At 40.2% G+C, this 12847-nt stretch carries 15 protein-coding genes and 1 pseudogene; all 16 read left to right on the plus strand.

What is annotated here, in order from left to right; genetic code table 11:
* Positions 1-483, plus strand: a pseudogene (locus ABXH34_RS14165) (dissimilatory-type sulfite reductase subunit alpha); the annotation flags it as partial.
* A 176-nt stretch (positions 484-659) separates the two neighbouring features.
* The gene (gene dsrB, locus ABXH34_RS14170) at positions 660-1730 is read left to right on the plus strand and encodes a dissimilatory-type sulfite reductase subunit beta (protein ID WP_353572537.1); all 1071 of its coding nucleotides are present in this window, start codon (positions 660-662) and stop codon (positions 1728-1730) included.
* Positions 1731-1745: 15 nt separating this feature from the next.
* A complete protein-coding gene (gene tusD / locus ABXH34_RS14175; RefSeq protein ID WP_353572538.1) occupies positions 1746-2138 on the plus strand; it encodes a sulfurtransferase complex subunit TusD in 393 nt (130 codons plus the stop codon).
* A gap of 37 nt (positions 2139-2175) precedes the next feature.
* Entirely contained in the window at positions 2176-2571 is a 396-nt protein-coding gene (gene tusC, locus ABXH34_RS14180; protein ID WP_353572539.1) for a sulfurtransferase complex subunit TusC, read from the plus strand.
* Between the two features lie 12 nt (positions 2572-2583).
* Positions 2584-2892: a sulfurtransferase complex subunit TusB gene (tusB, locus tag ABXH34_RS14185; RefSeq protein WP_353572540.1), complete on the plus strand. Its 309-nt coding sequence runs from the start codon at positions 2584-2586 to the stop codon at positions 2890-2892.
* Positions 2893-3161: 269 nt separating this feature from the next.
* Entirely contained in the window at positions 3162-3512 is a 351-nt protein-coding gene (locus ABXH34_RS14190) for a TusE/DsrC/DsvC family sulfur relay protein (protein ID WP_353572541.1), read from the plus strand.
* 104 nt (positions 3513-3616) lie between these two features.
* Positions 3617-4357 carry a respiratory nitrate reductase subunit gamma gene (locus tag ABXH34_RS14195; protein WP_353572542.1) on the plus strand — a complete coding sequence of 247 codons (741 nt, stop codon included), beginning with the start codon at positions 3617-3619 and terminating at the stop codon, positions 4355-4357.
* Positions 4358-4366: 9 nt separating this feature from the next.
* The gene (dsrK, locus tag ABXH34_RS14200; protein WP_353572543.1) at positions 4367-5884 is read left to right on the plus strand and encodes a sulfate reduction electron transfer complex DsrMKJOP subunit DsrK; all 1518 of its coding nucleotides are present in this window, start codon (positions 4367-4369) and stop codon (positions 5882-5884) included.
* 126 nt (positions 5885-6010) lie between these two features.
* A complete protein-coding gene (locus ABXH34_RS14205) occupies positions 6011-6520 on the plus strand; it encodes a hypothetical protein (RefSeq protein WP_353572544.1) in 510 nt (169 codons plus the stop codon).
* 12 nt (positions 6521-6532) lie between these two features.
* Entirely contained in the window at positions 6533-6880 is a 348-nt protein-coding gene (locus tag ABXH34_RS14210; protein WP_353572545.1) for a hypothetical protein, read from the plus strand.
* A gap of 146 nt (positions 6881-7026) precedes the next feature.
* Positions 7027-9012 (plus strand): NAD(P)-binding protein, encoded by a 1986-nt coding sequence (locus tag ABXH34_RS14215; protein ID WP_353572546.1) that lies wholly within the window; start codon positions 7027-7029, stop codon positions 9010-9012.
* Positions 9012-9449 (plus strand): hypothetical protein, encoded by a 438-nt coding sequence (locus ABXH34_RS14220; protein WP_353572547.1) that lies wholly within the window; start codon positions 9012-9014, stop codon positions 9447-9449. The genes ABXH34_RS14215 and ABXH34_RS14220 overlap by 1 nt, the downstream gene beginning before the upstream one ends.
* A gap of 128 nt (positions 9450-9577) precedes the next feature.
* Positions 9578-9832 carry a DUF433 domain-containing protein gene (locus ABXH34_RS14225; RefSeq protein WP_353572548.1) on the plus strand — a complete coding sequence of 85 codons (255 nt, stop codon included), beginning with the start codon at positions 9578-9580 and terminating at the stop codon, positions 9830-9832.
* Between the two features lie 50 nt (positions 9833-9882).
* Complete coding sequence (gene dsrO, locus ABXH34_RS14230) at positions 9883-10617, plus strand: sulfate reduction electron transfer complex DsrMKJOP subunit DsrO (protein ID WP_353572549.1); 735 nt, start codon at positions 9883-9885, stop codon at positions 10615-10617.
* A 12-nt stretch (positions 10618-10629) separates the two neighbouring features.
* Positions 10630-11853: an NrfD/PsrC family molybdoenzyme membrane anchor subunit gene (gene nrfD / locus ABXH34_RS14235; RefSeq protein ID WP_353572550.1), complete on the plus strand. Its 1224-nt coding sequence runs from the start codon at positions 10630-10632 to the stop codon at positions 11851-11853.
* Positions 11854-12130: 277 nt separating this feature from the next.
* On the plus strand, positions 12131-12847 hold a 717-nt coding region (locus tag ABXH34_RS14240), incomplete at its 3' end, for an N-acyl amino acid synthase FeeM domain-containing protein (protein ID WP_353572551.1).

A 12847-nucleotide genomic window follows, 5' to 3' on the forward strand; every position in this document is an offset into this window, starting at 1 on the left:
GACAATGTGATTTCTCGTTGCCCAACGAATGTATTATCTTTAAATGATGATGACACTTTAGACATTGATAACCGTAACTGCGTACGTTGTATGCATTGTATTAATGTTATGACTAAAGCCTTATCTCCGGGTGATGACAAAGGGATTACCATGTTAATTGGTGGTAAACGTACTTTGAAAATCGGTGATTTAATGGGTACGGTTGTGATTCCTTTCATGAAATTGGAAGCTGAAGAAGACTACGAAAAATTAACCGAAATCGCTGAAGGCATTATTGACTTCTTTGCTGAAAACGCACTTGAGCATGAGCGTACAGGTGAAATGATCGAGCGTATCGGTTTAGTGAATTTCTTAGAAGGTGTTGGGCTTGAAGTTGACCCACACATGATTGCTGAGCCACGCCAATGCTCTTATGTTCGTACTGATGGTTGGAACGAAGAAGCTGAAAAATGGTTTGCACGTAAAGCAGAAGCAGCAGCTTAGGTTATTAAAGCATCTCTAAGGGCTGGCAGTCATTTAATTGCTACCAGTCCTAAGGTTTTGCATAAGAATAACTTACTTTTAACAAGGGCTAAACTTCGTTATAGTGACAGTTTGGCTTTTTATTAAAATTCTAACATTACAATATTATAATATTCGGATAAATTTGGAGGTTCACTATGGCAGCACCACGTATGCCTGATGAAACTGGAGTACCTGACCCGTTTCCATATATGCACCCTACGTTGAAAAGTAATTTTGGCAAATGGGATTATCACGAGCGTCCACGTCCCGGCGTTTTGTGTCACACCGCAAAATCTGGCGATAAAGTATGGACTGTTCGCGCAGGTACACAACGCCAAATGGATTTATACACAATCCGTACACTTTGTGACATTGCGGACGAATTTGCAGAAAGTCATATCCGTTTTACGATTCGTAGCAACATTGAATTCATGGTTTCTGATGAAGCCAAAGTACAGCCTTTAATTGATAAATTAGTTGCTGAAGGTTTCCCTGTTGGTGGTACGGGCCCATCTGTGAGTATGATTGCTCATACCCAAGGTTGGTTGCATTGCGATATTCCCGGTACTGACGCATCAGGTGTGGTTAAAGCTTTAATGGATGAATTGCACGATGAGTTTGTCAAAGAAGACATGCCTAACCGTGTACATATCACCACATCTTGTTGTCAAATTAACTGTGGTGGTCAAGGCGACATCGCAATTAATATCCAACACACTAAACCCCCTAAAATTAACCATGACTTAGTGGCTAACGTATGTGAACGTCCTACCGTTGTAGCGCGTTGTCCAGTAGCGGCGATTCGTCCAGCAGTGGTTAACGGCAAACCTACTTTAGAAGTAGACGAGAAAAAATGTGTGTGCTGTGGTGCGTGTTACCCTCCATGTCCTCCAATGCAAATCAACGATCCAGAACATTCTAAATTAGCGATTTGGGTCGGTGGTAATCACTCTAATGCACGTAGCAAACCGTCATTCCAAAAATTGGTTGCAGCGGGCATCCCTAACAATCCACCTCGTTGGGTTGAAGCAGCATCTGTTGTTAAGAAAATCTTAGCGGTTTATAAAGCAGACGCGCGTGATTGGGAACGTTTATCTGATTGGATCGATCGTATCGGCTGGCCACGTTTCTTTGAATTGACTGAATTACCATTCACAAAATTCCATGTTGATAACTGGCGTGGTGCGAGACATAGCTTAAACGCGTCGGCTCATATCCGTTTCTAAGATAAAGGAGTGTCCATGAAGCTTGCAGTGATGATTAATGAAGGCCCTTATCAACACCAATCTTCTGATTCTGCTTATAACTTTGTCAAAGCGGCGTTAGATAAAGGTCACGAGATTTTCCGCATTTTCTTCTATCACGACGGTGTGAACAATGCGACTCGTTTAACTATTCCACCTCAAGATGACCGTAATGTTGTCGAGCGTTGGTCGGCTTTAGCGAAAGAGCACAATTTAGATTTAGTGGTGTGTATCGCAGCGGCACAACGTCGTGGTTTGTTAGACGAAAATGAAGCAAAGCGTAACGGCAAAACTGCTGACAATATTGTCGAGGGCTTCCGTATTTCTGGCTTAGGTCAGTTAATCGAGGCTGGCATTCAAGCAGACCGTTTAGTCGTATTTGGCGATTAAGGAGAAAGATATGGAAGGCGGTGAAGTCAAGAAGTTTATGTATCTGAATCGTAAAGCTCCTTACGGTACGATTTACGCTTTAGAGTCTTTAGAAGTGGTTTTAGTCGCAGCGGCATTTGATCAAGATGTGAGCTTAGCGTTTGTTGATGATGGTGTTTATCAGTTGGCTAAGAACCAAAACACTAGTCCAAATAGCGGCATAGGGATGAAGAATTTTTCCCCGACTTATAAAGCGTTGGGTGATTATGACATCACTAAATTGTATATTGAAAAAGAATCTTTAGAAGAACGTGGGCTGACTCTCGATAATTTGATGGATTTGACCTACGAAGATGAAGATGATGATTGGGCAGAAAAGCCTTCTATTCGTGTGGTCAGCCGTGAAGAATTAGCTGGCGTAATGGACGAACAAGAAGTCATTTTCAGCTTCTAAAGAGAGAATAATATGGCAATTTTACATACAGTCAACAAGTCACCTTTTGAAAAAAATGCCTTAGAAAGCTGTTTAAATTTATCTAAAGCGGGTAGTGCGGTCTTATTATTTGAAGATGGTGTTTATGCCGCGACTAAAGGTACAGTTTGGGCGCAAAAAGTAACAGCAGCAATGTCTGACAAGAAAGTTTATGTCATGACTCCAGACTTAGCAGCGCGTGGTATGGCAGCTGACAATGTTATTGATGGCATTGAAATGGTAGACTACGCAGGTTTTGTGGATTTGGTCACTGAATATTCAGCGACACAAGCTTGGTTATAAAAGAATTGATGACGCAGAGCGTCAAAGCTGAGTTACCACGCCGAGCGTAGTAACTAGAAAATGATTTTCTCGTTCCAACGGTCTCCGTTGGAATGCAGCCCAGACGCTCTGCGTCAAAAAATATGAATTCTGACTGAGTAATCTATTAAAACACTTTACTTTTTTAGTACATTTTTTAATATTGATGCGGTGTTGTGTTTCAGTATTCCGTTATATGCTGACACACCACTATACATCACTTATTTAACACAACATTAGAGGGCAATAATATGTCTACAATTGAAGTTGGCGGCAAAAGCGTTGAATTAGACGAAGAAGGTTACTTAACTGACTTAGCAGATTGGAACGAAGAAGTTGCAGCAATCTTGGCTGAACAAGACAAAGCTGACAACCCTGATTTCGAATTAACCAGTAACCATTGGGAAGTGATTAACTTCTTACGTGAATACTATGACGAATACCAAATCGCACCAGCGGTTCGTGTATTAACTAAAGCGATTGGCAAAAAATTAGGCAAAGACAAAGGCAACAGCAAGTACTTGTACGAATTGTTCCCTGATGGTCCTGCTAAACAAGCATGTCGTTATGCGGGTTTACCTAAGCCAACTGGTTGTATCTAATCTAAAACTGATAAACACCTCACTCTAAATCCCCCTTTACGGGGGTATCTCCCTCACTCTTCTTTAGGGAGAATGGCGGAGTGGGGGGATTCGGAGGAGTGTTTATGGGAATAACAACAGTTATCTTTGCATCGCTGTTTTATATTGCCACGACTATTTTATTTGTAGGTTTAGGTAAAAAAATATATCAATATGCAACGACACCTGCACCTTTAAAAATTCCGACTATGCCCGCCCCAAGAACAAAAGGTGGCGTGGTTATACGGATGTTAAGCGAAGTGGTTTTATTTAAAAGTTTATTTCGCTCGAATAAATGGATTTGGTTATTTGGCTACGTGTTTCATGTTGCCCTATTTTTAGTCACAGTACGTCATTTACGCTATTTTGTAGAACCCACATGGTGGTGGATTGACTTAGCTCAACCTTTTGGTAAATATGCAGGTTTTGCAATGTTACTCGGTTTGGCAGGCTTATTAATCAGACGTATTGCAGTAGAACGAATTCGTTACATCAGCGCACCATCAGATTATTTGATGTTGGTTTTGTTGATGATGATTGGCGCGACAGGCTTAATGATGAGTTTTGTAACTCACACTGACATTGTGCAGTTTAAAGCCTTTATGCTCGGTTTAATGTATTTTAGCTGGCAACCAATCCCAACAGATTTTGTATTACTCGCGCACTTAAGCGGTGTGATTTTGTTGATGATTATTTTCCCCTTCAGCAAATTACTACATGCACCCGGTGTATTCTTTAGTCCAACCCGTAACCAAGTTGATAATTCCAGAGAACAACGGCATTTAGCACCTTGGGCCGCAGAATTAGAAGCATCACGGAATCGCTAAGGAGACATTATGGCTGCTAAAAAACAATATAAAGTCCCTGAATTTCGCCCTTATCCCGTCATCCCCATTTTAGAAGATGATGCGATGAAAGGGAGTGGGCCATTTATCGCTAAACCCGCGCATCAAACAGATTTGGGTTTCCCCGGTGAGTTAGTTGAAAACTGGGAGCAAAAAGCGATAGAAAAAATGGGTGATTTATTAAAAAAATATCGCTCATTGCCAGTATATTTAGATTCCTGTGTCAAATGCGGTGCGTGTACTGATAAATGTCACTATATGATTGGCTCGAAAGACCCGAAAAATATGCCAGTGGCGCGTCAGGATTTATTACGCAGTGTGTATCGTCGTTATTTCACTTTTGCAGGTAAATACTTCCCCAAATTGGTTGGTGCACGCGATTTAACCCGTGATGTATTGGACGAATGGTATAACTATTTCCATCAGTGTTCTCAATGTCGTCGTTGTTCTGTGTTCTGTCCTTATGGGATTGATACTGCTGAGATTTCCATGGCAGCACGGGAAATTATGGCATCAGTGGGTCATGGGCAAAAATACTGTAACGAGATTATCGCTAAGGTATATAAAATTGGTAATAACTTAGGTTTGCCTGAACCTGCATTGCGTGACACTTTAGAAGGTTTGGAAGAAGACCTTGAAGATGAAACAGGCATTGCGGTTAAAATTCCTTTAGATGTTGAAGGCGCGGATATTTTATTGATAACGCCATCGGCTGACTTTTTCGCAGAACCACATATTGATGGCTTAATGGGTTATGCCAAAGTATTCCATCATGCGGGTGTGTCTTGGACAGTCAGTTCTTATGCGTCGGAAGCGGCTAACTTCGGTATGTTTATCGGTAGTTACGAGAATATGCGGGATATATCATTGCGGATTCGTGAAGCGGCGATTGACCTGAAAGTGAAACGGATTGTATTTGGTGAATGTGGTCATGCTTGGCGGGTTGCGTATAGCTTCTTGAATACCTTAGCAGGACCTTTTGATTTCTTAGACCAAAATTATCCAATTCCGCAGCATATCTGTGAATTCACGCTTGATATGATTAAGAAAGGTGAGTTGAATTTAGATAAATCGCGTAATGATGATAAAACCGTCACGTTTCATGATTCCTGTAACGTCGCTCGTGCTACAGGCATGGGCGGTTATCCTGGTGGTCAGTTTGAGATTCCACGGGCAGTGATTAAAGCGGTCTGTAATAACTATCATGATATGCCTCCCGAAACGATTAAGGATCAAACTTATTGTTGTGGTGGTGGTGGTGGTTTGCTTACTGATGATTTGATGGATATTCGAATCAAAGGTGCGTTACCGCGTATGGAAGCCTTAAAACAAGTGGTTGATGATTATCAAGTGGATCATTTGGCGGCGATTTGTGCGATCTGTAAAAGTCAGTTTACCAAGACATTGCCTTACTACAAATTTGATATGAATATGATTGTCAGTGTTCATCAATTGGTCAGTAATGCGATTGTCTTAGATGGTCAAGTGACTGATGACGATGATGAGTAGTTAATACAAATCTTACTCCTAAGCTCAGCTTGGGAGTACTGCCCAGAAAAGCTCCGCTTCCAGAATCACAAAGCAGAGCTTTATAGGCAGGCATTTCCAAACAGACTTTGGGAACGAGGAGGAAAAATGGATTCAGAAGAAAAAAATGGCTTAAGCAAACAAGCATACCAACGACATTTTAATATGTTGAAAGGTCGTGTTGCTGAGGCGTTAGTTGAAGAGCTTTTTGTTTCACTTGGCTATCAAGTGTTTCGCTACGGCATGGAAAATACCATTCCCGGCATTATGCAAACGCTACGCGGTGTTAAAAATGACACGGTGATGCACATTAGAAGAATGCCTGATTTTATTGTCCAGAAAGAACAAAGTATCTTATTTATTGAAGTTAAATTTAGAAAGAGCGGGATATTCACGCTAAAAGACTTAGGTGAAGATTATCCTTATGATGATGCTTATATCGTTGTCGTTTCTAAAAAACATATTAAATGTATAACCGTTAAGCAATTAAAAGAAGGCAAAGAAGTGACACCAAAGACAAGAAATTACTTAGGTTCACTAGAAGCATTTAAACAAGATAAAGACAAAATTATTGATTTTTGTGAGTTTGCAGTGAAGTTCTTTGAGAATGTAGATTAAAGGAACGGAATTATGCACGAAGGTTTGAAAGAAATCATTGAAAAAGCAATGGCTTTACCACCTGAATCAAAGTTATATCTAGCTGACTTATTAAGGAATCATGTTGCAGAGCATGAAATGAAAGCAGAATTTCCAGTAAAAGACCCAACGAAAGAAGAGCTAGAAGAACAAGGCAGAAGATGGAATGTGTCAATAAATAAATTATATGAAGCTGGAGAAATTGAAAAAGCAGATAAATTAAAGAAATTCCACGAAGCGACAAAAGCTTTTGCTGAAATAGACGAACCTGATTTAGATATAGAAGAAATATACAAAGATAGAATACGAAATGTTGGCAGAGGTGGCTACATTGGTTTCTAAATATAAATATATAAAGAACTAAATAAATTTAACAAACCAAAAAAATTTCTATAACCATATTAAAAAATTAGCATATTTTAAATTAGTAAACTAATTATTCCCAGTGGAACGCCCGTACAATTATTAGAAAGTTAGGAGGATACAGAATGGCAAGTCAAGCTCAAACTGATAAAGTATTAAACTTCCGTCGCTACGAAGATGGCGAACATGAAGAATCTTATGATGGCAACTGGAAAGACAAAATTTTCCAAGCCAGTTGGAGTCATAAATGTCCAACGTATGTACACCGTACACCACCTTGTCAAGGTAGCTGCCCATCAGGCGAAGACATTCGCGGTTGGTTAGGCGTGGTTCGTGGGATGGAAAAACCACCTGAAGGCATGGAATGGCAAGAATATGCGTTCAAACGCTCAACAGATGCCAATCCATTTCCCTCTGTAATGGGTCGGGTTTGTCCTGCACCTTGTCAAACAGGCTGTAACCGTAACGTATTAGAAGACTATGTTGGTATCAACGCGGTTGAACAATACATTGGTGATACTGCTTTAGAAAAAGGCTACAAATTAGCTGAAGCGGGTGCTGACACAGGCAAAAAAGTCGCGATTATCGGTGGTGGACCTGCTGGCTTATCCGCTGCGTATCAATTACGTCGTCAAGGTCATGCTTGTACCGTATTTGATGACCATGCAGAATTAGGCGGCATGATGATGTTTGGTATTCCGGGCTATCGTACACCGCGTGACATGTTACAAGGTGAAATTCAACGTATTTTAGATTTGAATGTTGAAACCCGTTTAAATACCCGTGTCGGTCGTGACATCAGTATCGAACAATTAGAAAAAGATTTTGATGCCGTATTATGGGCAATTGGTTGTAAAGCGGGTCGTGGTTTACCTGTTGAAGGTTTTGCCGATATTTCCAACTGTATCACAGGTGTCGATTTCCTTAGCGAATTCAACCAAAACCGGGTTAATCGTGTTCCTCAAAAAGTGGTCGTGATTGGTGGTGGTGATACTTCAATTGATGTTGCCTCAGTTGCACGTCGCTTAGGTTATAACCATGTCGACGAAGCACAAGCCAAAAATTCTGCACATGATAATGCAGCCGATGGTGCAGTATTAGGTTACATCGCACATGACGTAGCTGGCATTAGTGCGCGTGATGGCTCAAAAGTCACCTTAACTTCATTATTTCCAATTGAAAACATGACCGCAGCGGAACATGAAGTACAAGATGCTTTGCGTGAAGGTGTGGATATTCATGGCAGCGTGATGCCGATTGAAATCATTACGGGTGAAGACGGTCGTGCGACAGGTCTTAAAATGTGCAAATGTACAATGGACGGTATGCGCCCTGTTCCTGTTGAAGGCACGGAATATATTGTTGAAACCGATTTGATTGTATCTGCGATTGGTCAATTTGGTGATTTGGCTGAAGGCTTAGAAGAATTAGACAATGGTCGTGGTTTCATCGATGCTGATCCATTCTATGCAGTGAAAGGTCGTCAAGGTCATTTTGTTGCGGGTGACATCGTGCGTCCTCATTTATTAACTACGGCAATCGGTCAAGGTTCAATTGCAGCGGATACGATTGGTCGTTATTTAGAAAACCAAGAATTATCCAAACGTCCTAAGGTTGATGTACATCACTTCAATTTATTAGCGAAATTATCTGAAGTGGAATTACAGCCAGAATCATTTAAAGCGGATGAGTGTGATTTACGCGGCACAGCTGATGCAAATTATGCAGTACACAACTACGAAGACCGTTCAGCGCATGAAGTGATTTCTCACAACGCATTGTTCTTAGGTCACTTTGAAGCTGAGCCACGTCATTTACGCCAAGAAGTTCATATTGAAGCCGAAAAAGTGTTAGGCAACTTTGACGAACGTATGAAGAACTTGGAAACTGATGAAACGGTTGCAGAAGCCAAGCGTTGTATGAGTTGTGGTTTATGTTTCGAGTGTGATAACTGCGTTGTGTTCTGCCCTCAAGATGCGGTTGCGAAAACAGCCAAAAAAGAATCAACTGTAGGCCGTTACGTTTACACAGATTACTCACGTTGTATCGGTTGTCACATTTGTGCTGATGTTTGCCCAACAGGTTACATTAACATGGGGTTAGGTGAATAATGCGTTATTGGTTGACAACTTTAGGCTTGCTATTTGGTTTGGCTTTGAGTGTCGTGGTAGTGGCTGGGAATGGTGAAGGTAAAAGCTGGATTCCCAGTCCACCCAAAGCGAAACAAGCCGCAAATGAGCAAACGCAATGTGTTGAACCTGTTGATGTGATGCGCCGTATGCACGGTAGTTATTTAAAACATCATCGTGATAAAACCATGCACGAAGGGATACGCACCAAGCAATACAGTTTAGTGCAATGTATCAATTGCCATGTGACTGAAAATGAACAAGGTGAATATCCTGAGATTCAGAGTCGTAATCATTTCTGTAATAGTTGTCATGAATATGCTGCGGTGAAGTTGGATTGTTTCCAATGTCATGCCACACGACCAGAATCGGCTTATGAAAATCAAGTGCCTGTGGTGAAACCCGAAGGACATCATTAACTCAAACTCGTTGCCACGCTCAGCGTGGTAATGCAGCTTTGACGCGCTCCGCGTCATGTTTGAAATAATTGAGACGCAGAGCGTCTGAGCTGCATTCCAACGGAGACCGTCGGAACGAGAAATTAACTATGAACGAATTAGAAGAACTCTTTTCTAAACAAGAGCCAATTGAATCAATTACAAGCAATAAAGAGATTTTATCTGGCAAACCCATTATTAAAGATACACGTATTTCAGTTGCATTGATTTTGGGGCTATTAGCAGATGAAATGACAATTGATGAAATATTAGAACAATATCCACGTTTAACCCGAAAAAATATTATAGATAGCTTACGTTACGCAGAACAAATATTAAACAAACCTATCAAGCTGCATCAATAAAAGAACAAACCCCAGCACCATTGAGGATACATTTTTATGGAGAGTTGCGAATGACTGATGAAACCAACCCAAATCGCCGAGAATTTATTAAAAATACAGCTATAGTAGCGGGTGTTGCTGTTGCGCCCGGTATTTTCCTGCATAGCGTATCTCAAGCCAAACCAGACGAACACCCCGTAGACAATTCAGTCCGTTGGGGCATGTTGATTGACACTAATAAATGCAAAAGTGGCTGTGATGACTGTGTGCAAGCTTGCAATGCTGAACATGGTTTATGCACTGAGCCTAGTCACCGTGCTGAAACACAACCGCAATGGATTCGCAAAGTTGAATTAAAACATAAACAAACAGGCAAGCAAACCGCCTTACCTATGATGTGTCAACACTGTGAAAATCCACCTTGCCAAGATGTATGCCCAACAGGTGCATCATTCAAACGGGAAGACGGGATTGTTTTAGTCGACAAACATATCTGTATTGGCTGTCGTTACTGCATGATGGCATGTCCTTATAAAGCCCGCTCCTTCGTACATGAAACCTTAACCGAACAAAAACCGTATTCACCACGCGGCAAAGGCACAGTCGAAAGCTGTACCATGTGTGTCCACAAAGTCGATAAAGGTGAACTACCTGCTTGTGTCACTTCCTGTGAAAATGGCGCGATTGTCTTTGGTGACTTAAACGATCCAAACAGTGAAATTGCTCAAAAATTAGCAACAGAACAAAGCATCGCATTGCGTGAAGGTTTGAAACTCAATCCAAGCGTGCGTTACCAAGGCGTTTAAGGGGAATCATTCATGAAACATCGTATTACATTTGAAGAATTAGAAGGTAACAGCACGGGATTTTTTGCCCTAGTCGGTATTTTAGCGGCGTTGGTTGCAATGGGTTTATTCGCTGCGTATACCATGGAACATCACGGGCATGTCATCACGGGTATGGATAATCAAATTGTGTGGGGCTTACCACATATTTTTGCGATTTTCTTAATCCTCTCCGCATCAGGCGTATTAAACGTTGCTTCAATTGGCTCAGTATTCCGCAAAGCGTTTTATCATCCATTAGCACGTTTATCAGGCTTGCTCGCGATTACCTTATTGGTCGGTGGATTAGTGGTATTGGTTTTAGATTTAGGTCGCCCCGATCGACTTGTCGTTGCTATGACTTCATATAATTTCAAATCCATTTTTACTTGGAACGTGTTTTTATATAACGGCTTTATCGGTGTCGTTGGCGTGTATTTGTGGGTGATGATGGACAGAAGCCTACAAAGATTTTATCGTCCTATGGGTTTGATTGCCTTTATCGGACGTTTTATTTTGACCACAGGCACAGGTTCAATTTTCGGCTTTTTGGTCGCACGTTCTGCGTATGATACTGCGATTTTAGCACCGCTTTTCATTGCAATGTCATTGGTATTGGGCATGGCTGTGTTTTTATTAGTATTGATTGCAAGCTGTGTGTGGGGCAATCGTGCAATGGGTATTGCGTTCCTAGAACGTCCTAAAAGCCTGTTAAGTTTATTCTTGATTGCCGTGTTTTATCTAGTCACAGTTTATTATTTAACCAATTTATACGTGACCAAACAGCAAGATTTAGTCTATTTCATTTTAGGCAGTGGCGGCATTTACACGTATTTATTTTGGATTGGCTATTTTGTTTTAGGCACAGTGATTCCATTAATCATTTTATATCATCCCATTGCAGGTAAAACCCGTAATGGCATTACTGCTGCGGCCTCATTGGTTGTGATTGGTGGATTTTCATTGCTTTATACGATTATTATTGGCGGACAAGCGATTCCATTAGAAATTTTCCCTGGTATGGAAATCATCTCATCAGGATTCTTTGATGGGCGTGCTTATCATCCTTACACACCCACAGTTTGGGAATTTATGCTAGGGATTGGTGGGATCAGTTTTGCGATGTTGTTAACAGTAATAGGAATGCGTATTTTACCATTCTTGTTCGTACCCAGCAGCATATCTGCAATTCAATTATCGCCTGAAGAAATTGATTAATCATTAATATAATTCATTATTATTTAAAAAAGGCTAAGAGTTGAAATTTAATTCTTGGCCTTTTTTGCGTTTAATAGAATTGCTGTGATTATATTAAATAACATTATGTTTTATATAAAACTTCCTAAGTAATGGCAAGAAAATATAAGTTAAAATTCAATCGTTATATATTTTTATAATTTAAATTAAGGGAATAATTAGGAACACACTCCAAACTGAAATTTTTTCTGATTCGATCAGTCTATGTAAGAAACCACTAAGCGAGAAGTTGAAGACTGTGAAATCAAATAGCCCTCAAGATGATAATATGTGTACTCAGCAAACTAAGCTACAACTTGAAGTAGGTTTGGCAAAAACTCAGCAAGACATTGAAGACTCATTTAAGCTTGTATATCAACAGTATAGAAAAATAGGCGCATCATTAAAAAATGATTCCTGTATGCACATCACCTTGTGGAGTCTATTACCCCAAAGTTTTATAATTATTGCTCGCCGCCAACAGAAAATTGTAGGAACAATTACTTGTGTTATTGATAGTAAGCTAGGGTTACTTATGGATGAGATTGCTAAACCTCAATTGGATACATTACGACAAAAAGGCCGTAGGCTTTGTGAAATCTCAGCTGATGCATCAATTGATCAAAGTGCAGGCAATCCAACTATTTTAGAAATGTATCGATTTGGATATAAATTAGCCAAAGAATTTTTGGGTACTACTGATTTTGTTGTTGCTGTAGGGCAGCGCCATGAAAAATTTTTTAAACGTATATTATTTTTTGAACAAATTGCAGAAATACAAGCTTATAAAAAAGCACAATATATTTCTTCTGTTCCTTTAAGGCTTGATCTTTGTAAAATAGAATCCCTTTACCAAAAAAAATATGCCCATCGAGCACAATGGAAAAACCTTTACTACTATTTTTGTCAAGATCAAAAAGACGCTTTTAACCAAAATATTAAATATGAGTTAAGTATTTATCAAAAAGTGAGAACC

The sequence above is a fragment of the Candidatus Albibeggiatoa sp. nov. BB20 genome, from assembly GCA_016744725.1.
GTDB lineage: Bacteria > Pseudomonadota > Gammaproteobacteria > Beggiatoales > Beggiatoaceae > Albibeggiatoa.

What these genes read in the sequence shown, in the direction of transcription:
- dsrB (WP_353572537.1), top strand. Translation starts at nt 660, where the DNA reads ATGGCAGCACCACGTATGCCTGATGAAACTGGAGTACCTGACCCGTTT.
- tusD (WP_353572538.1), top strand. Translation starts at nt 1,746, where the DNA reads ATGAAGCTTGCAGTGATGATTAATGAAGGCCCTTATCAACACCAATCT.
- tusC (WP_353572539.1), top strand. Translation starts at nt 2,176, where the DNA reads ATGTATCTGAATCGTAAAGCTCCTTACGGTACGATTTACGCTTTAGAG.
- tusB (WP_353572540.1), top strand. Translation starts at nt 2,584, where the DNA reads ATGGCAATTTTACATACAGTCAACAAGTCACCTTTTGAAAAAAATGCC.
- ABXH34_RS14190 (WP_353572541.1), top strand. Translation starts at nt 3,162, where the DNA reads ATGTCTACAATTGAAGTTGGCGGCAAAAGCGTTGAATTAGACGAAGAA.
- ABXH34_RS14195 (WP_353572542.1), top strand. Translation starts at nt 3,617, where the DNA reads ATGGGAATAACAACAGTTATCTTTGCATCGCTGTTTTATATTGCCACG.
- dsrK (WP_353572543.1), top strand. Translation starts at nt 4,367, where the DNA reads ATGGCTGCTAAAAAACAATATAAAGTCCCTGAATTTCGCCCTTATCCC.
- ABXH34_RS14205 (WP_353572544.1), top strand. Translation starts at nt 6,011, where the DNA reads ATGGATTCAGAAGAAAAAAATGGCTTAAGCAAACAAGCATACCAACGA.
- ABXH34_RS14210 (WP_353572545.1), top strand. Translation starts at nt 6,533, where the DNA reads ATGCACGAAGGTTTGAAAGAAATCATTGAAAAAGCAATGGCTTTACCA.
- ABXH34_RS14215 (WP_353572546.1), top strand. Translation starts at nt 7,027, where the DNA reads ATGGCAAGTCAAGCTCAAACTGATAAAGTATTAAACTTCCGTCGCTAC.
- ABXH34_RS14220 (WP_353572547.1), top strand. Translation starts at nt 9,012, where the DNA reads ATGCGTTATTGGTTGACAACTTTAGGCTTGCTATTTGGTTTGGCTTTG.
- ABXH34_RS14225 (WP_353572548.1), top strand. Translation starts at nt 9,578, where the DNA reads ATGAACGAATTAGAAGAACTCTTTTCTAAACAAGAGCCAATTGAATCA.
- dsrO (WP_353572549.1), top strand. Translation starts at nt 9,883, where the DNA reads ATGACTGATGAAACCAACCCAAATCGCCGAGAATTTATTAAAAATACA.
- nrfD (WP_353572550.1), top strand. Translation starts at nt 10,630, where the DNA reads ATGAAACATCGTATTACATTTGAAGAATTAGAAGGTAACAGCACGGGA.